Here is a 20,503-nt window from a genome sequence, read left to right as displayed (position 1 = left end):
TTGCACAGGAGAACATTTTTTTTCAGTCATCAATTATAGTTTAGTCTTGTGAATATGCCACAAAAGTTGATGACTGAAAAAAATCCACATTCCTTCTTTAGATTTTTTTATAAAGAGTGTTGAATTAATTTAGAGCAAATGCCCCACTAATTCTCAAAGGGCTCAGGTTGTAGCCTAACTATTGGCATACTCTACTTTAGCCAGGTTATTTCGTTTTAAATAAATTGATCCTGCCTGTGAATCAATTAGTAAAGTAAATCTTTTCAATAAATCTCCGCCAATTATACTCATCTTTTGCCGCCCAATTGCTCCTTTAAAGAATCCCACTGGTACGTTTGATAATTTCACACTACCGATCGAGAAGGATGGCAAAATTCCTCTTTTAGTTTTTAATAGATTTCCAAATGAATCCTTCAATTCTTTCTCAGCAATAATCTTTACTTTTTCATCAATTTTAGATTCATCAGTAAATTTATCATCCAATAAAATAGTCCCTGAATAACCAGAGTGTAGTAAGAATTTGTTTCTAAATAATTGACCACCTATTTCACAGCCTGCTACCAGAAATAGATTTCCATTTTCATTTGTTAGGTTGAGTTTTTCAAACGTAGCAGCTTTAGCTGGCAGACTGTTATAGAGTGTTAATAGTTTTTTTTCAAAGTCAATCTCAATGATTTTGTTGGCAAAAAGATCTATTCCAAATTTCCCATCTGTTTTTGGTCCTGAATTCTTATTTTCCCATATCGATACATCCTCCCATTTTAGCTCGCCAATTTGCAGCGTATTGCCATTACTGAATCTTGATGAATTGCCTCCTCCTCCCCAGCTTTTTACACTATCGGTTCCCGCAAATTTCAAGCTTTTTAATTTCTGTATGGCCTCTTCGGTCAATGTAACAGAATTAGCGGCCGTATGAACCATTAAATTTATCGTATCAATTTCATTCAATATGGCTTGTACAGAAAGATTATTCGACTCCGTTAATTGAAAAGGAAGCTCATAATTCCTCGCTGATTCAGTTCGTTGTTTTATTTCCTGCCCAAAAATTGACTGACACAAAACGGTGCAAAGGAAAAGCACATAAAGTTTTAACGTACACATATTCAGTTAAGAATTAAATAACGATTTAGCCAATTAATTTGGGGTAAACATGAGTTGTTTTAGCTGTTAATTAAGTGGGGTCAGGTTGAATAACCTGACCCCTACGGTTTATCAAATCGAAATACAACGATTGCCAGCGAGTACTGCTGTAATTGAACTCTAGCGATAACCCTTTATCAATCAATCGTTTAGCTATTGTAAGCCGTCGAAACTGTATCTCCACCTTCACCTGTCCAGTTTGTATGAAAAAACTGGCCACGTGGTTTGTCGATCCGCTCGTAGGTATGCGCTCCAAAATAATCACGTTGCGCCTGTAACAGATTTGCGGGTAGCCACTCACTCCGGAAACCATCCAGATAACAAAGCGCCGATGTAAGCGCAGGAGCCGGAATACCATTGATTAAAGCGGCAGCACACACACGTCTCCACCCGTCCTGCGCTCCTTCAACTTTTTGTTTGAAGAAACCGTCAAGTAATAGATGGGGAAGTTCTGGATTGGTATCAAATGCTTTTTTGATATCGCCGAGAAACGCAGAGCGAATAATGCAACCACCCCGCCACATCAGGGCAATATCGCCGTAATTCAGTTTCCAGTCGTACTCTTTGGCAGCAGCCATAAACAGGTTATACCCTTGTGCATACGAAATGATTTTAGCACCGTAAAGTGCCATTTTCAAATCGTCCAGCAATTGTACCTTGTCACCAGTAAACGTGGGTTTGGGGCCGCTGATCACTTTTGAGGCTTCTACCCGCATGTCTTTTTGCGCTGATAGAAAACGAGCGAAGACCGATTCTCCAATCAGGGTTAATGGAATACCAAGATCAAGAGCGGCAGTTCCAGTCCATTTACCTGTCCCTTTTTGGCCGGCGGTATCCAGAATTTTATCCACCATCGGTTTGCCATCCTCATCTTTGTAGGCCATGATGTCAGCTGTAATTTCGATCAGGTACGAATCCAGCTCTTCAGTATTCCACTTTTTGAATACTTCATGCATCTCATCGGCACTCATACCCAACAGATCTCTCATGACCTGATAAGCTTCGCCAATAATCTGCATATCGCCATACTCGATTCCGTTGTGCACCATTTTTACAAAGTGGCCGGCACCGTCACTCCCTACCCAATCGCAGCAGGGGGTACCATCGTCAACTTTTGCCGCAATCGACTGAAAAATATTTTTCACTGCTGGCCAGGCTTCAACACTGCCACCCGGCATCATGGAAGGGCCATGCAATGCACCAATTTCACCGCCAGAAACACCCGTTCCGATGTAAAGAAAACCTTTGCTTTCTACATATTTGGCACGGCGAATAGTATCTACGAAGTATGAATTACCACCATCAATGATAATGTCACCCGGTTCCAGATGCGGGATGATCTGTTCAATAAAATCATCCACGGCTTGTCCAGCTTTTACCAGTAGCATCACCTTACGGGGACGTTCTAGAGAAGCGACCAATTCTTCAATGGAATGGGCGCCAATGAAGTTTTTCCCAGCTCCTCTTCCGTGAATAAATTTATCCACCTTCTCAACTGTTCGATTGTAAACAGCTACGGTAAACCCCTTGCTCTCCATGTTAAGCACAAGGTTTTCACCCATTACGGCTAGACCGATTAAGCCGATATCTGCAGATTTTGTCATTATGATTTACTTTATTGAATTAGACTTTTAAAAATACCTGTTGATAGTAAAACCTGCTTACCAGTTCTCCTACTCATGTACCCGACACCCTCAGCTTCTGCTCAGCCAGCAATGAATAGTATTCCCTCAATAATGATCGTTCAAATAGATTTGACCCGAAATGTCTTGCTTAAGCTATAGCTGCCCGGCAAAGTTATGAACATCCTGTTCGCAAATGTATGGCAAAACTGGTTGATTAATCGAACCGGATACAAATGCATGTTTAGCCCGTCGGGGTCGAAGATTCCCCATAAAGTACGTAATAGACTTGTGCTGCAGCCTTTTTTGGCTTATACAAGAGCAGGATTCTGTTACTGTTTAAACGTCATGTGATCGTAGGCAATGGCCAACAGTCTTGCGTCAGGATTGTAACAGTTCCAAATTCAGGGCTGTGGCGTTATCTCCATTTGCCAAAGCCAATGCAGGCAACGCCCAAACCACTCGTCAAAAGCGGGGGTTTTCAAATACCCATGACCTCCTTTGGTGTACAGATGCAAGTCAGCTGGAATACCCTGACGTTGTAAGGCTTCATAAAAGACAAGACTATTCGCAACCGGTACAACTTTATCATCACCCGCATGGGTCAGGAACGTTGGTGGAGTAGACGTTTCTACGTGTGTTTCGTTGGAATACTGGCTGATCTGTTCAGGACTGGGGGTGATTCCCAATAGATTTGTTCGGGTACCCGAATGTCCCATTTTTTCAGACAGACTGATAACTGGATAAACAAGTATCATAAAATCGGGCCGAAGGCTGACGTTCCCTGGATTGTCGATCAATGATTTTGAAAAATGCGTTCCGGCCGTTGCGGCCAGATGCCCACCAGCCGAAAAACCCATTATACCCAGCTTTTTCGGGTCAATTTTCCATTCAGCAGCCCGTTGCCGTATCATTTTTATAGCCTGCTGAGCATCCTGCAACGGACCGATGGATTTGTCGGACATGGTTTTATCGCTTGGCAACCGATATTTCAACACAAAAGCGGTAATGCCCATTTTCGTAAACGCTTCAGCTACATCATAACCTTCGCGTTTAATCACCAAAACACCATAACCACCACCAGGACAAATAATAACGGCCGTCCCATTAGCTTTCCCATTGGGAGGAAGAAAGACGGAAAGTGTAGGACGGGACACCTGAGAAACCACATGATCGGCTCGCCTGATTTCTTCGTCTGGGGTTTCTCTGGCATTCGGGATGGAGCCAGGATATAACGGGATTTCCTGTTGTGCCAAACAGGTAGTACCCCACATCAAGGTGATGGCGAATAAATAAATAGTCCTGATCATTCGGCGAAAATAAGCTGGGATTTGTGGCCATTAAGTAGCGTCATGTAAAGCTTACAGGAGCCGAATGCTACTGAAAATTCTAGTTGAAATCATGTTTCAGGCCTTTCGTTTCGAGCTATACCACGGTTACTAATTACCCGAATAAACCGTTGCACGGCTTGCAACGAAAGGTCTGGAATGAATGCATATCTTTATGATCTAATACGTTATTACCGGCTTATCAAGCAGCATTTAGCGCTTCTCCACAGAGCGGCAGTAGAATTGTTACCTCGGTGTAGTGATCCTCCACCGACTCAATCTGCATCTGGCCATTCAGATACTCAACCACATCTTTGCTCATGAACAAACCCAGACCTGTTCCTTTGGCCGTAGGCTTTGTCGTGAAGAATGGATTAAATAACTGACTGGCCTCTCTGGCCGGAATTCCCCGCCCGTTGTCACGAACCTGAAGCTGCACCTGCTCATTGACGACCTGCGTTCTAACCTCCAGCCGTGCTTCAAATTCTTTTTCCCGATGACTCTTTTCGGCCAGTGTGTAACAGGTATTATCGACCAGGCTGGCCAGTATTTCACTAAACTCAACCGGCAGCAAATGCACTGGAGTCGCTTGCGGACTGAGCTGGAGGTCAAGCTGAACCGATAACGAAGGATATTTAGCCTTCGCCTTCTGCAACGCCGTGTCGATATGCTGCGTCACATAAGGATTTAAGTCCGTGACCACCAAAGTTGACGAACGCTCTTTGAGTAATTTCCGCATATCCTGTAATATACGGGCGGTGCTGTTGCCATGCTCATGGATCTTGGTCAGATTCTGGGCCAGCATCGTTGCCGTATCGTTCAGATCGTCCTGTTCTTCGGCGGGAATCGTTGCCAGGTATTTCTGATTCGCTGTCTGCATCTCCTGGAGCAGTTCCTGAGCGTTGAGGGAGAAATTGTTGATGTAGTTGAGTGGGTTAAGAATGCGGTCGACAATGCCTTTGGTAAGCTTGCCCAGCGTGGCCATTTTTTCGGCCTGAATCAACTGATGCTGCGTGCTGCGCAATTCCCCCAGCGACTCTTCCAGGGCAGCCGTGCGCTGGTGCACCAGTCGTTCGAGGGTTTGGTTCTGCTCGGCCAGCAAGTACTGCTTCTCCTGCTCCTGGGCCAGGGTCTGCCGCGAAAGCTGTTCCACTTGCTGCAAATTCTGGCGCAGAGCCTGGTGGGTTTGTGTGTAGTCACTGACCAGGGAGAGTGAAAACCCGAGCGGAATACTCAGGAATGCCACCGCCACCAGGAGCAGGGTCACATACACAAACACATCGAGGTTTTCGCTCTGGCCCATCACGATTAATAGAATCAGGACAAGAGGACTTCCCAGTAAGGCATAGAAGGCCACCTTGAGGGATTTCCAGGGAAGCTGGGCGTCGGCTGTTGCCTGCTTTTTACCCAGCCAGCTAACCCGAACATAGTCGAATAGTAGTGTGCATAGTACCACCGACATCAGAATGCTGGATGGGTTATCAATCCATAGACTGTAGATGAAGATAACGACCAGACTCCCAATAAGCACCCGAAAAAGCCAGCCAACAGGTTGATTTAAATACTGATACACTGCCCTCAGGAGGAAGCCACACCCTAAATAGCAGGTCAGTTCGCAGACCAGACTTATCAGGGAATATGTCGTTAAATTTACCGGAAAATCACCCAGAGCATCCAGTAACGTACCCAATCCCAGGCAAAGCATCGCCAGGCCCTGCCATTTATTGACCACCTGACTGGGATTCGCCTTGTAAAACAGCAGGTGAAGCACACTCAGCAGCGCAAATACGCTCAGTAAGCAGAATGTCAAGCCTGTGATCAGGCGATGCCAGTTCACCATCGACTGGCTCGCTTGACTGGCTATATACGCCGTTATCTCGAAGGGTTCCTGGCCAGTAGCCGCATAGTAGACGGGTTCGGGCTGGAAACTGTAATGGACCGCCAGCAGGTGCTGATTGGTATCGGCCAGTTGAAACGAAAGGGTTTGCAGCGTTCGCTGGGATGCCGCCCAACCCTTAACTGATGGTTTGAGCGTCGCTATCTTACGACCATCCAGGTACCACTCGGACGTGCCAAACTGGTTGATGTTAAGCTGCAACTCGAGGCCAACCAGCGGCTTTTCGATCCGGAACGGCAACCGAAACCATCCTTGTCCAGTCTGCCAAAGTGGTTGATTCTGAAGTAATAGGGATGTGGGCGAGCTGTTTATCCATTGCCGATCATTGAATGAAGGGCTGGCCCAGGCTGGGTTGTTTCCCGCTTTAAATCGCCAGTATTCATCGGGCAGTATTTCATCTAACGGCAGGGTAAGCACATCGGCCGTTGGTTGAGCCTGCAGGGCGGGCAGGGTGAATAAGCCAAAAAGTAGATATAGCCCAAAAATTAAACGCATAGTAGCTGGTAGTCGATAGCCTGACAATAGTAAGGATGCCCTAAAATTGGTCAGACTTAACGCTTCGCTCAAGCTAAGGTTGTATGAATTGATCAGGTGAGGCTTTCAACCGGAAGTTTAGCGACATCAACCGTAAGCACCTTTTTACCCGGCAAATCAATTGGCAACTCCTTCACGTTGAGCACACTGCGCTGTATGTATTAATGATTTAAGCCACTGGGCTGATTATGTAGACCAATCTCGTAAAGTGCGACACGTCGGTCGTTGGTAACCGGGCAAATCCTGAAATAAATTGAACGCAGGGATAATTGCATTTACTAAGACAATTTACCCAATAGTCCCACATTCGGCCATAACGATTGCAAAAGGAGTGCAGAGCCCTCAAGAAACTAAACCCTTATCACTGTGGTTTCTCAGGCATAGAAGCAACCTGACAAATGAAAATTGCCTTAATTTCTACCTCGTCGCGCAAAAACAGCAATTCACTGCGCTTCGTCAACTACATCCGGCACCTGCTGGCTGAAGTTGGGCAACATGAGGTTTCAATAGTTAATTTCGAGAATTACGATATTCCCTATGTAGGTCAGGGTTCGGTTAAAAAAGATACACTGACCCCTTTTCAGGAAGAATTGATTCATGCCTGGGAAGCGGCAGATCTGGTACTTTTCGCTATGCCTGAATATAACTGGACTGCCCCACCGCAAGCCACTAATGTGGTTCATCAACTGGGTGTTCCTACATTTAAGCACCTGTTCGACAATAAAGTTTTTGTGATGGTTGGCATTTCCAATGGTCGGGGTGGCCGCCAGCCCGCTTTAGACATGACGACAGTTGTTAATAAGACTATTAGTTTTACCAACAGCTATTCCATTGTTTCGCCAAAACTGTATGAATCACACGAAACCGATAAGAATCTGGATGAAAGCGGACATTTTGTTGGCCACGAAGTCTATGAGCGAACCGCAAGGGCGTTTCTTCACTACACCCTAAATGTGGCTCATCGCTGGATCATCAGTGAACCAGTGGAATAGATTTAGGATAGTCTAAAAACCAGAAGCGGGGAATGCTATCGTTTAGATACTTTCCCCGCTTCTGGTTTTTACGTTGGTTATTTCACCAATTCTTTCTGATAAAGGCCGACCAGCGTATCGACGGCATAATCAATTTCTTCCGGCGTATTGTATTTACCGAATGAGAATCGGACATAGCCACGGTCGGGATCAAGTCCTGGCAGCGCCGACAGTACGTGTGAACCAACGTTCGAACCACTCGAACAGGCAGAACCACCCGATGCCGAAATCCGGGCAATATCCAGACTGAATAGGAGCATATCGCTCATGTCGGAGGCAGGCAGGCTAACGTTCAGAACGGTATATAAACTAGCTTCCACATCGGCTGAATCGCCATTAAATCGCACATCCGGCATCTTTTCGCGAAGCTGCTCAATCATCCGACGTTTCAGTGACGTTATGTATTGGCGATGCGTATCCATATCGCGGTAAGCAATTTCCAGCGCTTTGGCCAGTCCAACAATTCCGTACACGTTTTCGGTACCTCCGCGCATGTTACGCTCCTGCGCTCCCCCATGAACAAAGGGATGAATTTTTGCGCGTTCAGCATTGACGTAGAGAAAGCCGACCCCTTTCGGGCCGTGAAATTTATGAGCAGCACCAACGATAAAATCGACCGGTAGTTGTTGCAGATCGTGCCGGAAATGGCCCATTGTCTGCACCGTATCGGAATGAAAAATAGCCTCATAAGCCCGGCAAATTTCTCCGGCCCGAGTCAGGTTCAGGATATTACCGATCTCGTTATTTCCGTGCATCAGCGATACCAGTGAACGGGTCTGGCCAGCGTTGCGGTTGTTCTGCAACAATGTTTCCAGATGTGCCAGATCAATATGACCTTTTTCGTCGATATTTACCAGGCTTAATTGAATGGTTCCCCGCTTCGCTAAATGTTCGAGCGTATGCAGCACAGCATGGTGTTCCAATGGCGACGTGATGGCGTGAGTCAGTCCGTAAGTTTCAATACTACTCCGAATGGCGGTATTGTCGGCTTCGGTACCACCCGATGTAAAGAAAATTTCGGCCGGTGATGTATTCAGTAATCCGGCAACCGTTTTGCGTGCTTTTTCAATAGCTGTACGGACGGTTCGACCGTGACTATGAATAGACGAAGGATTGCCAAACTGCTCAGTCATCAGGGGCAACATAGCGTCTAAAACTTCAGGATCGAGCCGGGTGGTAGCAGCATTATCCAGGTATACAGCAGCGGTAGGAGTCATTGTTTGTTGATTATAGAGGCAACTATCAATACCACAAAGGTACAGTTAACCGCCGTAATGACGAAACACAATCCGAACCTCTGACGTTCTCCTTTCACCACCACGATACATTCTATGGATTTTTCACTTGCCGCCGGACTGATTTATGCTGAACTGTCAAACTGGATTCGCACTGCGATTCGCTTTACCCCCAAAATAGCAGTAGCTATTTTACTGTTGGTTGTGTTTACGTTTCTATCACGCTGGCTAAGTCGCTGGGTGGTGCGGGGACTGGATAAGGTCAGTAATAACATTTCACTCATCAACCTTACCGGAGCCGTTACCCGCGTTTTTGTAATGGCCGTAGGTTTTTTTGTAGCGCTGGGTGTATTGGGACTCGATAAGACCGTAACTTCACTTCTGGCAGGAGCAGGCGTTATTGCCCTGGCAATTGGCTTTGCGTTTCAGGATCTGACGACCAATTTTATTTCGGGTGCCATGATTGCCTTCGCCCGGCCAATTCAGGTTGGCGATGTGGTCGAAACGAATGGTTATACGGGGAAAGTGCTGGACATTAAACTCCGTTCGATTGTGATTGACAATGGGCAGGGGCAAACGGTAGAAATTCCCAGCAAAGACGTATTCCAGAAGCCTATTACCAACTTTTCCCGTATTGGCCAGCGACGGGTTGAACTGGCAGCAGGCGTCTCCTATTTAGATGACTTGCCCAAGGCGCAGCAAGTAGCTAAAGCAGCCATCAGCCGTCTTCCCTTTGTGTTGAGGGATCGCCCGGTCGAATTACATTATCGGAATTTTGCCGACGCCAATGTTCAGTTTGTACTCTGGTTCTGGATCAACAATTCCACAAGTCCTCAGGCGGCACTCAGTGAAGCGATGATGGCGGTAAAACGAACATTTGACGAAAACCAGATTCTGATAGTTTTTGCGGGTCAAACCTTCGATTTGAAACACAAACTGACTCCTCCCCAGCCAGAGCAATCGGATAAATAGCTGATTTACTTAAAAAACTTCACCCAAATTAAGAAATAACCCCTGCGATCCACCAATGCCGAAACCGTAGTCGAAGGAAAAATTCAGATTGGAGTGCTTATTAACTTTGATACGAAGGCCAGCTCCTCCACCCGGTAAGAGCCGGTCGAATACATTGCTCGGCCAATCGCTATACGCCTGGACATTGGCAAATACAACAGCTCCCACCAAGCCATTCGTGAGCAGTGGGAAACGGTATTCGGTTTCCAGATACACTAAATTTCGGCCGCGAAACCGACCCTGCGTATAACCACGGCCCAGATTTGAATACGTATCCCAACCCGTGCTGGGCAAATCCAGATAAGGAGCCTGCCCGCCAAAACTTAACCAGTTCATGCTCCAGAATGCCAGGATATTACGCGTGTTTCCAGGAAACGAAACATACTTTCGAAAGTCGGCGACAACAGCCTGCCAGTTCTGATCACTACCTAGAAAACGCATATTTGGCCGCACCATCACATTTCCGAAAAATCCCCCCTCTGGATTGTTGGGATTCCTGCGGGTTGTGTATTGAACACTAAACATGAGTCCCGACGAAACAGAACGTTCTGTGGCATTATAGTTGTGAAAGTCATCATTCACTTGTGGCGTATTATTCTGGTCGCGGATGCGCCAGTGATAATCGAGGGCATACCCAATGCCGACTGAGAAATTAGGCACTAGCTGCCGCATAACCGATTGGTGCAATCGCAGATAGGAGTATATAAGTCGGTCATCGGCTTCAGCGGGTGCAAATCCACCCAGCCCGAAATTGTCGGCCGAATAATCATAATACCGCCAGTCGCTAAGGATATTGTAGCGATTCCCTTTCGTCCAGAGATTCGTCACGACAGGGATTATAACCTGATGGAACTGTGTGTATTGCGGAGTTGTCGTTATGATCGAGATATTCTGCTTAGGATCAGCACTTGTAAAGGCCAGATTCGCATTCAACCCCACGGCAAAACCGGTTTGCAACGCATACGCTAATTCCGGAAAAATCGATGGATGGAATCCGGGTTGTTCGCGTTCGGCTGGCCGGTGACCTTTCCTATTGATGAATCGGTAATATACGTCCCAGATATCGGCAGACGTATCTGGCCGTGATGTAGTAAATTGCTCATTCGATAATTCCACTGAATCAACCTGTGCGTAGATCGACGCAGTTGCCTGTAGACTCAATAAAAAACTAACCAGCAGAAACCGGCTCAATATCCTTTGCCTCAAAATGCCGAAAACCGGCTTATACATATTTTCTCGAGTTGGTCGTCCTAATTACGGCCAACCGAATCGCTTAACATTCCGTTCATTTAGCCCTTAAACAGAACCCGTTCAGCGAACTAGCTTTGTCGTGGACAGTTCGCATGGACGGGCTTGCCACCAGCAAGTTTTTTTTGGCCGACTCGCTACTTTGTTACAGTAGCCAACACTTCTTTGAGTTTGTCATATACGCCTGGCCCTTGCAGATTAGCAGCAACTTTCCCGGTTTTATCGATTACCACAAACGTAGGAATACTTGTTATATGGTATTTTCCATGAAAGCCATACGCATTTGGTATGGGCATAAATGGCAACGAATTCAGGGGCACTCCCGAAGGTTCACTATTTAAAATACCTAACACCACCGGAGCTTCCTGAGCCTGGGTGGGCTTTAACGCATCCTTAAATTGAGTTGCTTCCTTGTCGCCCCAAAAGGGTTTATCAAGACTGATCCAGAAACTTAAAATAACTACTTTCCCGAGTAAATCTGCTGATCGGTAGATTTTGCCATCTAGGCCAGTCATTGAGAAAGGAGTGATTATCTGCCCGGCCTTGGGCTGTTTTGCCGGATTTCGATCCCGAAACTGGTGCGTTTCATGCTCCTCAGCCGTAGCAGTTCTGAGAACGTACGAGCCCGGCTGGCCAAATTCGTTGTAATCAGGCACTAAATGATAGGCATGCGGATCGGCTTTACTAAGCTGGCTATATTCTTCCAGTGTTACCCGCTGACCCGTTGACTGGTTAATAATCGGAGTTGTATCGGCAATCCGTCGGTTGACATGGATGCTTCTTTTCTGCACACCAACCTGCGCCTGGCAGACTGCTCCGTATGTAGCGATTAAGGTAGTTAGGATCGCTCGTTTATAGAATGTCATAAGAATGATCTGATGGCTGATGAGCCATCGTTATTTTCTGGTCCTTTATGTTTATTAGTAAAGTATCAAAATTCACGCCAATGTAGCATTTATAACAAAAATGCCCCTTCTGTTGGAAGGGGCATTTTTGTTTCAATCGAGTTATGGACTATTTTTTGTATTGCTGGATTATCTTGTACAGCGCTTTTTGTTTTTCAAGTTCCGGAAAGAACTCAAAGAGTTGAACGTGAGCGTCATAATCAAGGGAGAGGGCAGCTTCCAGTTGAATCAACGATTCCCGATAATACCCTGCGTGTATCAGATAAACCGCCGAACGGTAGTATAAATCCGCTTCTTTGGGCATATCGTCAATACCAGCCTGAATAATCTCGTTCGCCTTCAGAAAATCACCCTGATCGAAAGGAACCAGTGACCAGGTCAGATACACATCCGGATTTTCGGCATCTACCTCAGCAGCTTTCTCGAAGGCCTCAATGCTGGACAGAACATTCCCAATCTTATATTCTGTTTCGGCCAGTGCGAGGTAATATTCTCCATTCTGATCGTTCAGCTTAACCGCTTTTTGCAGGAATGGAAGTGCCTCATACCACTTACCCGATTCGCTCAGACACACGCCGATACCATACCAGGCTTCGTCCCACAAGCTATCTAATTTAATGGCTTCCCTATATTCTTTTACGGCTTCGGGTATCCGATCCTGCTTCTCTAGACTGGCACCGAGATGGCAGTATGTATCGGCAGTGGCTTCTTCATACTTCAGGGTTTCCCGATAACAGACTTCGGCTTTCTCGAACAGCCCAAGATTCATGTAGGTATTTCCCAGATTAAAATGAGCCGACGCAAAATCCTCTTTGATAATAACGGCGTAATCATAGGCTTCGGCAGCTTCGGCATAACGGGCCAGCTTGCTGTAGGCAATACCGATGTTGTACCAGGCATTATACGAATATGGGTCTTTATCAATTAACTGCTGGTAATACGTCAGACTATTTTCCAGTTCGCCCGTGACATCCAGACAAAATGCCAGTTCATACAACGCATTTTCGTTGTTGATATTCAGCGCGATGGATTTTTTATACTGGGTAATTGCTTCATCATACTTGCCCCAGTTCTGGTAACTCTGCCCTAACTGGAACAGGATATCTTCTTTTTCTTCAGCACGGTCGAGTAGTTCTTCCAGCACCTGGATTGACTCTTCGTATCGGCCAGCCATATTCAGGACAGAGCCCTGCATGAACGGTACGTCCAGATCACCGGGGTTAAAAAGTGAAGCCCGTTCCAGCAGTTCCAGCGACTCATCGAACCGTTGGAAGTTAGCCAGAATCTGGGCTTTGTCGAGCATAAGTTCCAGCGCATAAGGGAAGTTTTCCAGACCGGATTCGGCGGCTTTCAACGCCTTGTCTAAATCACCGTGGTTGAGGTAATGTTCAACCATCTGTTCATAGACGTCCAGGTCGAAAAACTGGCTTTGCTGCTGATCCAGCATTTGCTCAAAACGCCGGATTGATTCTTTAATATCGCCTTCTCGTTCTTCGAACTCTTGCTCCATGCTATTGCCTTCAAAAATGTTGGGCGGATAGGGGCCGCACCAATGGTGCGATTTATCCTTTGGCAGTGAAATATAAATTCAAAAAAGCAAAACTCCAACCCAAATCCCGAAAAATTGCAAACCATTCAAGTTACCGTGAACTGAACTTATCTCCCATTTTCAGGTCTTCAGAAACGCATCTGCCACAAGTTGCAGAGTATCGCTTAGCGGTCGGTACTGAAAACCAAGCACCTGCTCAATTTTATGTCCATCATAGGCATACATCGAGCTCGACGAACGGGCCGTTTCCCGAGTAATTAGCGGAGCCCTTCCTAGAATTCTCGCTCGCACAGCCTCTAGTGGCCAGAGCAAACGGGTCAGAGTTGGCGACACCCGCCTTCTCGGTGGACGTTTCCCCAGCACGACCGCTATCTGTTCTAACAAGGAACGATACGGAATGGTGCCCCCGTTCAGGATGAACCGCTGGGCAGTTATGTCAGACTTCATTAGCTTGACAAGAGTATCGGTGACGTCGAGTACATCGACATAGTTCACCAGCCCGGACGGGTAGAATGGCCTTTCATCAGCTACATACTTGATCAGTTGCAGGCTGCTTCGATTCCAGTCGCCAGCGCCGAGCACAACCGAAGGATTCACCATTACCACATTGAGTCCTTCGGCTACTCCCCGCCATGCTTCCAGTTCAGCCCGGTATTTGGTTTTGGCATAGATCGAGTTATTAGGTGATTCCTCCCATTTCTGGGCTTCATTAACGACAATGGGTTCGCCGGTCTCCCCTCCTTTCGGCACAGGTCGTCCGATAGCCGCTACTGAACTGATCAAACCCAACTTACGTATACCGACTTTTAAACAGACGTTGACAACATTCGACGTTCCTTCAACATTGATACGTTCCATTCTGTCACGGTCTTTCGGCACGAATGAAACGATGGCCGCGGCATGAACGACATCGACCGGTGCGCCGGACCGCCCAGATTTTATGGCTGTTTCAAGTGACGGAATATCCAGCACATCACCCTCAAACCAGGTAATTTGCCCGGCTACGTCGGCTAGGAGGCCATAGCTACTGTTAGGGCGTTTCAGGGCAGATACAGCATGCCCATCTGCCAAATATCGGCGGGCAATGTGTGATCCAATAAAGCCGGTTGCCCCGGTAATGAAGACCGGATTAGGTAATGATGACATTCAAAATTTGTTCAAGTATGAGGAAGCCCGGAAACTGATGGGTGTGGCGATTTATGAATAGTGATGATCGTCCGGAGACATTTCGACCAACTTAGGCTTCAACTAAGTTCTCGATTAATTGACATCAGATTTAAAACTATAGTTCAGCTAGTTTTCCTAACTCCTTCAGTAGTATAGAAAAAGCCTATGTCTCTCATCTTTGCTACTGTCTACGCTCAGACAACATTAAATGAAAGCGTTTGCGGGTCTTTTATTGACTTGAAGTTTTTGATTTCGACCCAGTTGAGGAAATTATTCGTATTCGGCGTGTTGTTATCCATAGCAGTCCGGCTTGTACTCGTTACGTAAACATAACAACGTTCGGGTCTGAATTGCTAATTTTGCGGCCAAATATGGTTTTCAGTGTACGGTTTACGGTGGCCCAAACCTTTGTTAAACCGAAAACCAGCAATCGAAAACCGATAATCAACTTATGTCCCTCGAAAACCCACAACGCTATACCGTTACGGCGGCTCTGATTTACGCCAACGGACCGATTCATATCGGCCACATTGCTGGTTGTTACCTGCCCGCCGATATTTACGTACGCTACCTGCGCTCAACAGGGAAGGATGTCGCTTTCATCAGCGGCACCGATGAGCACGGTGTTCCGATTACGATCAAAGCCAAAAAAGAAGGAATTACCCCCCAGGAAGTCGTCGACAAGTATTACGGCCAGATCAAACAGGCATTCAGCGACTTCGGCATCTCGTTCGACATCTATTCGAGGACTTCGAATCAGATACATCACGAAACCTCGCAGGAGTTTTTTACGAAGCTATACAACAACGGCGATTTCGATGAGGAGGTAACCGAACAATATTACGATGAGGTGGCTGGCAGTTTTCTGGCCGACCGATATATCGTCGGAACCTGCCCGGTCTGCGGTAATCCAAATGCCTATGGTGATCAGTGCGAACGATGCGGTACAGCCCTCAGTCCTACCGAACTCATCGAGCCTCACTCGACTCTTTCGGGTTCGAAACCCGTTATGCGGGCAACAAAAAACTGGTTTCTTCCACTCGACCGGATGCAGCCCAGAATCGAAGAGTACGTAAATAGTCACACGGAGTGGAAAACAAACGTATTCGGGCAATGCCAGTCGTGGTTGAAAGAAGGTCTTCGCCCACGTGCCATGACCCGCGACCTCGACTGGGGGATAAAGGTTCCTTTGCCCAACGCCGATGGAAAAGTTCTCTATGTCTGGTTCGATGCGCCGATTGGCTACATTTCGATGACCAAAGAATGGGCTGAACAGCAAGGCCGTGACTGGGAATTATACTGGCGTGATAAGGATACCAAACTGGTTCACTTTATTGGCAAAGACAATATCGTTTTCCACTGTATTATTTTCCCGGCTATGCTGATGGCTGAGGGTAGTTTCATTTTGGCTGACAATGTTCCAGCCAACGAATTCATGAACCTCGAAGGAGATAAAATCAGTACATCCCGCAACTGGGCGGTATGGCTGCATGAATATCTGGACGAATTGCCCGGCAAACAGGATGTGCTGCGGTACGTACTGGCGGCTAACGCGCCTGAAACGAAAGACAGCGAATTTACCTGGAAAGATTTTCAGGCTCGTAACAACAACGAGTTGGTAGCCGTATTTGGCAATTTCATCAACCGGGCAATTGTGCTTACCCAGAAATTCTGCGATGGCCACGTTCCACCGGTAAGTAGCTTAACGGATTATGATCAACAGGTTCTGGACGAATTGGCGCAGTTTCCGGATCGAATCGGGCAGGCAATCGCCAACTATAAATTCCGTGAAGCACTGGGCCACCTGATGGATCTGGCTCGATTGGGTAATAAATACCTGGCTGAAACGGAACCGTGGAAAGTTGTTAAAACCGATCAGCTACGCACAAATACCATTCTGAATATCGCCCTGCAAATTTCGGCAAATCTGAGTATTGTCTGCGAACCTTTTTTACCATTTACAACGGAGAAATTGCGTAGCCAGCTCAATATTACCGAGCATTTCAACTGGACCAATGCTGGCCGCGCTGATCTGCTTACCGAAGGGCATGAACTTGGTAAAGGAGACTTATTATTCGCTAAAATCGAAGACGAAGAGATTAATAAACAGATTCAGAAGCTACTGAATGCCAAACGCATGAATGAATTAGAGACAAAAACAGTACCGGCTCTCCGGAATGAAATTACATACGATGATTTTGCCAAGATGGATATTCGGATTGGCACGATCACCGAAGCGGAGCGGGTGCCCAAAAGCGATAAACTCCTGAAACTGAAAGTTGATGATGGCCTCGGTGGACGCCAGATTCTGAGTGGAATTGCCAAGCATTTCTCGCCCGAAGATGTAATCGGTAAGCAGGTAACCTTCCTGGCCAATCTGGCCCCCCGCAAGATGATGGGTCTGGAATCGCAGGGAATGATTCTAATGGCAGAAGACCGCGACGGCAAACTAGCCCTCATTGCTCCACCGGATTCTGTCTGGAACGGCGGAACCGTTTCGTAGTTGATTGTAAATAGACAAGACTAAAAAGCCGGGTACAGTCATAGTGCCCGGCTTTTTTTATCCTTTTATCGCATGATCGGTTTTCACATCCTGCCCCGACCATATTTTTTTCGCGGTCCAATCGGCTGCCGGATCGGTCCAGAACGGGTCAGTGGCTGGTAAACCGAGCGCCAAAAATGCGACAGAACACAAGTACAAACTCCCTGTCGAAATATAGGTTTCGCCAATAGAAGGCTGATGGCCACACAAGCCAATCTGTAGCCAGCCTTTGGGATCGAACGTGCCGGTAGCATCCATCGTCCGACGCATTACGGCAGTCAATGCGGATCGTACCTGACCTGCCGGCAGTTCGGCTGGAAGATTTTTTTGCAAACTGACCTGCGACAGTAGCTGGAATGCACCACAACGATAAGCCAGCGATCGTCCGAAAGCGGCAAATGAACCATCGGGCCCAATCACTCGCTCCTGAATTTGGGCATATCGCTGGGCACGGGCCAACAACGATTCATATAAGGATTTATCAGTCTTCCCGGCCTCTACCAATGTTTTGACAACATCCAGTAACATTGGCTGAATGACATAGCTGTTATAATAATCCCAGTGAAAGTCGGGCCCATCGCCATAGGCCCCATCGCCTTTATACCACGCCTGATGCTGCCGAATCGCATAATCCATGCGGAGTTCATCACCCGATCCCGTAAACTTCAATAAAGCGGCTTCAACCATAGCACTGAACAACAGCCAGTTATTATAACCGGGCTTAATTGACCTGCTGGCTTGTAGGGCTTTAACCAGATTGGCCTGTTCAGTCGTATTTAAAGCAGACCATAGTTTAGGGGCACGTAGTAGCCCATGCGCTAAAAAAGCCGCATCGACTAAGGGTTGCCCTCCTTTCGTAAAGTTCAGATAATCGGCTGCTTCTGGGTTAACAGCGTTGGCAATTCCTTTCCAGGTTAGGTCAAAATAACGCTGCCTCGATCTCCCTTCCGGCGAGTCGTCACTATCCAGTTGAAGCCAGGGAGCGATTCCTGCCAATGTTCGGCCCAGGGCTTCCAGATGTGACACAGCGATGCGTCCAGCCTGTTGGCCCGGCGCCGATTCGACTGGCATCTCGGCTTTTAATCGATTCTGTGCCAGGGCTGTCAATACTGGATCAGCAACTTTCAAGAGGGTTCGCAGCCAATATGCCCGATCATCGTCATTGGCTACTATTGTCTTGGGTATCACATCAGAACCCGTATAAACTTGGTTTTCTTTTTCTACATGTAGACTTACTGGCAGTGTAGCAACCAGTCGGGCAAACGTCCGCCGTTTCATAGTTATATCCGATAATTGTCTTCCCGTTTACCTAACCTGACCTAAAAGATAGATCGATAGTTTATAAAATGCGCGATAAAGAATTATTCAGTAAAGTAGCTGACGATTAATTTTACTGTTTCTATTCCGTCGCGCCCAAGAATCAAATCCATTTTTGGCTGAAACGTTCGGCAGCGAAACACTGTTACCCCATAAAACTCGCCATTTAATTTCCCGTGAACGAAGAACAGAAAAGTGCCGGATCGTCGGCCGGTCGAATCTTCGACTTGGCCATTCTACGACGGCTATACTCGTTTGTAAAGCCTTACCAAGCTCGCTTTTATCTCCTTATAGGTGTCATTTTACTATCGGCCTGTCTGGCTCCGCTTGCTCCTCTGCTAATTCGTTATACTATCGATAACGTTATTTCAGCGGGTGATTATCAGCAATTAACGCTGATGCTGGCCATTATGATTGGTGTATTAGTGGCACAGGCTATTGTGCAATTTTCGAATACATACCTGTCGGGCTGGCTTGGGCAATACATCATACGCGACATCCGGGTGCAACTCTATCGTAAGATTCTTCAATTGCGGTTGAAATTTTTCGATAACACCCCTATTGGTCGACTGGTAACACGTTCCATTTCAGATGTTGAAACGCTGGCTGATGTTTTCAGTGAGGGCATGGCTGCCATTGCGGGAGATATTCTGCAATTGGTATTGATCATTGGGGTGATGTTTTACACCGACTGGCGTTTGGCAGCAATCAGCCTGTCTACAATTCCATTAATGCTGTTCAGTACGTACGTCTTCAAGGAAAAAATCAAAAAATCGTTCAATGAAGTCCGGACCGCCGTTGCCAATCTGAACTCGTTTGTTCAGGAGCACATTACCGGCATGAACATCGTCCAGATTTTTGGGAGCGAAAAAATCGAAGCGGAGAAATTCCGCGCCATTAATGCTGAACACCGGGCTGCCAATATTCGCTCAATCTGGTATTATTCCGTTTATTACCCCGTTGCCGATATTATTTCGGCAGTTGCGGTTGGTCTGGTTGTCTGGTACGGAGCTAAACAAATCATAAACGCCGACATCACGTTCGGGACTGTTACGGCCTTTGTGATGTTTATCAACCTGTTTTTCCGTCCGATCCGAATGCTGGCCGACCGTTTCAATACATTACAGATGGGCATTGTCAGTACCGACCGGATTATTAAACTTCTGGATAGTGATGAGTTCACGGTCAATAATGGCAATTATGCTCCCACAACCATTCGCGGAGAGGTTGAATTTAATAACGTCTGGTTTGCCTATAACAATGAGGATTGGGTTTTACGAGATATCTCATTCCGGGTCAATGCTGGCGAAACCGTAGCCTTTGTTGGCGCAACAGGAGCTGGGAAATCGTCTATCATTAACCTGCTGAGTCGATTCTACGACATCAATAAAGGGGAAATTAATGTAGATGGCGTAGACCTTCATGATTATGAACTCGGTCATTTACGCCGAAACATCGGTGTTGTTTTGCAGGACGTTTTCCTGTTTTCTGACACGATCGAGAATAACATTACACTGGGTGATAAACGAATAAGCCGCGAAAAAATGGTGGAGGCTGCTAAACTGGTTGGTGTTCACGACTTTATTGAACGTCTGCCGGGTGGCTATGCCTATAATGTTATGGAAAGGGGCTCTACGCTATCAGTCGGGCAGCGGCAGTTGATTTCATTCGTTCGGGCCATGGTTCAGGACCCCAAAATTATAGTTCTCGACGAAGCGACCTCCTCTGTTGATACCGAGACTGAAGAAATGATCCAAAATGCCATTGACAAACTTATGAAAGGCCGTACTGCAATCGTTATTGCCCACCGGTTGTCAACGATTCAAAAAGCGCATAACATAATTGTTGTAGACAAAGGACGCATTGTAGAACAGGGAAATCATGAAGAACTTCTTCAACGTGAAGGGTTCTACGCGAATTTATACAGGATGCAATACAAGGAAGTAGTTTAAAATAAATATTTCGTTACATTTGCTT

Annotated in this window: 14 protein-coding genes; 4 read left to right on the top strand and 10 right to left on the bottom strand. The window is 46.6% G+C overall.

Annotation, left to right across the window (positions count from 1 at the left end):
* Nucleotides 1–174: 174 nt before the first annotated feature.
* The 4 genes from G8759_RS18275 to G8759_RS18260 form a co-directional block, all read right to left on the bottom strand.
* Entirely contained in the window at nt 175–1,101 is a 927-nt protein-coding gene (locus G8759_RS18275; protein WP_167210471.1) for a retropepsin-like aspartic protease, read from the bottom strand.
* Between the two features lie 188 nt (nt 1,102–1,289).
* Nucleotides 1,290–2,744 (bottom strand): decarboxylating NADP(+)-dependent phosphogluconate dehydrogenase, encoded by a 1,455-nt coding sequence (gene gnd / locus G8759_RS18270; protein ID WP_167210468.1) that lies wholly within the window; start codon nt 2,742–2,744, stop codon nt 1,290–1,292.
* Nucleotides 2,745–3,166: 422 nt separating this feature from the next.
* Nucleotides 3,167–4,072 (bottom strand): alpha/beta hydrolase, encoded by a 906-nt coding sequence (locus G8759_RS18265; protein WP_167210465.1) that lies wholly within the window; start codon nt 4,070–4,072, stop codon nt 3,167–3,169.
* A gap of 220 nt (nt 4,073–4,292) precedes the next feature.
* The gene (locus G8759_RS18260) at nt 4,293–6,482 is read right to left on the bottom strand and encodes a sensor histidine kinase (protein WP_167210462.1); all 2,190 of its coding nucleotides are present in this window, start codon (nt 6,480–6,482) and stop codon (nt 4,293–4,295) included.
* 437 nt (nt 6,483–6,919) lie between these two features.
* Between G8759_RS18260 and G8759_RS18255 the strand changes: the two genes are divergently transcribed.
* Complete coding sequence (locus G8759_RS18255; RefSeq protein WP_167210459.1) at nt 6,920–7,513, top strand: NAD(P)H-dependent oxidoreductase; 594 nt, start codon at nt 6,920–6,922, stop codon at nt 7,511–7,513.
* Nucleotides 7,514–7,590: 77 nt separating this feature from the next.
* On the opposite strand, the gene G8759_RS18250 is transcribed toward G8759_RS18255, so the two are convergent.
* Nucleotides 7,591–8,769: a cysteine desulfurase family protein gene (locus G8759_RS18250; RefSeq protein ID WP_167210456.1), complete on the bottom strand. Its 1,179-nt coding sequence runs from the start codon at nt 8,767–8,769 to the stop codon at nt 7,591–7,593.
* A 114-nt stretch (nt 8,770–8,883) separates the two neighbouring features.
* Between G8759_RS18250 and G8759_RS18245 the strand changes: the two genes are divergently transcribed.
* Nucleotides 8,884–9,759 carry a mechanosensitive ion channel family protein gene (locus tag G8759_RS18245; protein WP_167210453.1) on the top strand — a complete coding sequence of 292 codons (876 nt, stop codon included), beginning with the start codon at nt 8,884–8,886 and terminating at the stop codon, nt 9,757–9,759.
* A gap of 9 nt (nt 9,760–9,768) precedes the next feature.
* On the opposite strand, the gene G8759_RS18240 is transcribed toward G8759_RS18245, so the two are convergent.
* The 4 genes from G8759_RS18240 to G8759_RS18225 form a co-directional block, all read right to left on the bottom strand.
* Entirely contained in the window at nt 9,769–11,028 is a 1,260-nt protein-coding gene (locus tag G8759_RS18240; protein ID WP_167210450.1) for a BamA/TamA family outer membrane protein, read from the bottom strand.
* Nucleotides 11,029–11,183: 155 nt separating this feature from the next.
* Nucleotides 11,184–11,912, bottom strand: a complete 729-nt coding sequence (locus G8759_RS18235) for a TlpA family protein disulfide reductase (RefSeq protein WP_167210447.1) — start codon at nt 11,910–11,912, stop codon at nt 11,184–11,186.
* Between the two features lie 148 nt (nt 11,913–12,060).
* Nucleotides 12,061–13,461 carry a tetratricopeptide repeat protein gene (locus G8759_RS18230; RefSeq protein ID WP_167210444.1) on the bottom strand — a complete coding sequence of 467 codons (1,401 nt, stop codon included), beginning with the start codon at nt 13,459–13,461 and terminating at the stop codon, nt 12,061–12,063.
* A 159-nt stretch (nt 13,462–13,620) separates the two neighbouring features.
* On the bottom strand, nt 13,621–14,646 hold the full coding sequence (locus tag G8759_RS18225; protein WP_167210441.1) for an NAD-dependent epimerase/dehydratase family protein: 1,026 nt from the start codon (nt 14,644–14,646) through the stop codon (nt 13,621–13,623).
* A 472-nt stretch (nt 14,647–15,118) separates the two neighbouring features.
* On the opposite strand from G8759_RS18225, the gene metG reads away from it, so the two are divergent.
* Nucleotides 15,119–17,170 (top strand): methionine--tRNA ligase, encoded by a 2,052-nt coding sequence (metG, locus tag G8759_RS18220; protein WP_167210437.1) that lies wholly within the window; start codon nt 15,119–15,121, stop codon nt 17,168–17,170.
* 57 nt (nt 17,171–17,227) lie between these two features.
* Here the strand turns inward: metG and G8759_RS18215 are convergent, their stop codons facing one another.
* Nucleotides 17,228–18,487: a DUF2264 domain-containing protein gene (locus tag G8759_RS18215; RefSeq protein ID WP_167210434.1), complete on the bottom strand. Its 1,260-nt coding sequence runs from the start codon at nt 18,485–18,487 to the stop codon at nt 17,228–17,230.
* Nucleotides 18,488–18,702: 215 nt separating this feature from the next.
* Here G8759_RS18215 and G8759_RS18210 point away from each other — a divergent pair, with 215 nt between their 5' ends.
* Nucleotides 18,703–20,478 carry an ABC transporter ATP-binding protein gene (locus G8759_RS18210; RefSeq protein ID WP_167210431.1) on the top strand — a complete coding sequence of 592 codons (1,776 nt, stop codon included), beginning with the start codon at nt 18,703–18,705 and terminating at the stop codon, nt 20,476–20,478.
* Nucleotides 20,479–20,503: the final 25 nt, after the last annotated feature.

The sequence above is a fragment of the Spirosoma aureum genome (genome assembly GCF_011604685.1).
Lineage (GTDB): Bacteria > Bacteroidota > Bacteroidia > Cytophagales > Spirosomataceae > Spirosoma > Spirosoma aureum.
Note: the sequence above shows the minus strand (reverse complement) of the source record. Positions and strands in the feature narration are given on the sequence as shown.

Excerpts from the sequence above, each read along its gene's own strand:
- G8759_RS18275 (WP_167210471.1), bottom strand. The coding sequence starts at position 1,101 with ATGTGTACGTTAAAACTTTATGTGCTTTTCCTTTGCACCGTTTTGTGT.
- gnd (WP_167210468.1), bottom strand. The coding sequence starts at position 2,744 with ATGACAAAATCTGCAGATATCGGCTTAATCGGTCTAGCCGTAATGGGT.
- G8759_RS18265 (WP_167210465.1), bottom strand. The coding sequence starts at position 4,072 with ATGATCAGGACTATTTATTTATTCGCCATCACCTTGATGTGGGGTACT.
- G8759_RS18260 (WP_167210462.1), bottom strand. The coding sequence starts at position 6,482 with ATGCGTTTAATTTTTGGGCTATATCTACTTTTTGGCTTATTCACCCTG.
- G8759_RS18255 (WP_167210459.1), top strand. The coding sequence starts at position 6,920 with ATGAAAATTGCCTTAATTTCTACCTCGTCGCGCAAAAACAGCAATTCA.
- G8759_RS18250 (WP_167210456.1), bottom strand. The coding sequence starts at position 8,769 with ATGACTCCTACCGCTGCTGTATACCTGGATAATGCTGCTACCACCCGG.
- G8759_RS18245 (WP_167210453.1), top strand. The coding sequence starts at position 8,884 with ATGGATTTTTCACTTGCCGCCGGACTGATTTATGCTGAACTGTCAAAC.
- G8759_RS18240 (WP_167210450.1), bottom strand. The coding sequence starts at position 11,028 with ATGTATAAGCCGGTTTTCGGCATTTTGAGGCAAAGGATATTGAGCCGG.
- G8759_RS18235 (WP_167210447.1), bottom strand. The coding sequence starts at position 11,912 with ATGACATTCTATAAACGAGCGATCCTAACTACCTTAATCGCTACATAC.
- G8759_RS18230 (WP_167210444.1), bottom strand. The coding sequence starts at position 13,461 with ATGGAGCAAGAGTTCGAAGAACGAGAAGGCGATATTAAAGAATCAATC.
- G8759_RS18225 (WP_167210441.1), bottom strand. The coding sequence starts at position 14,646 with ATGTCATCATTACCTAATCCGGTCTTCATTACCGGGGCAACCGGCTTT.
- metG (WP_167210437.1), top strand. The coding sequence starts at position 15,119 with ATGTCCCTCGAAAACCCACAACGCTATACCGTTACGGCGGCTCTGATT.
- G8759_RS18215 (WP_167210434.1), bottom strand. The coding sequence starts at position 18,487 with ATGAAACGGCGGACGTTTGCCCGACTGGTTGCTACACTGCCAGTAAGT.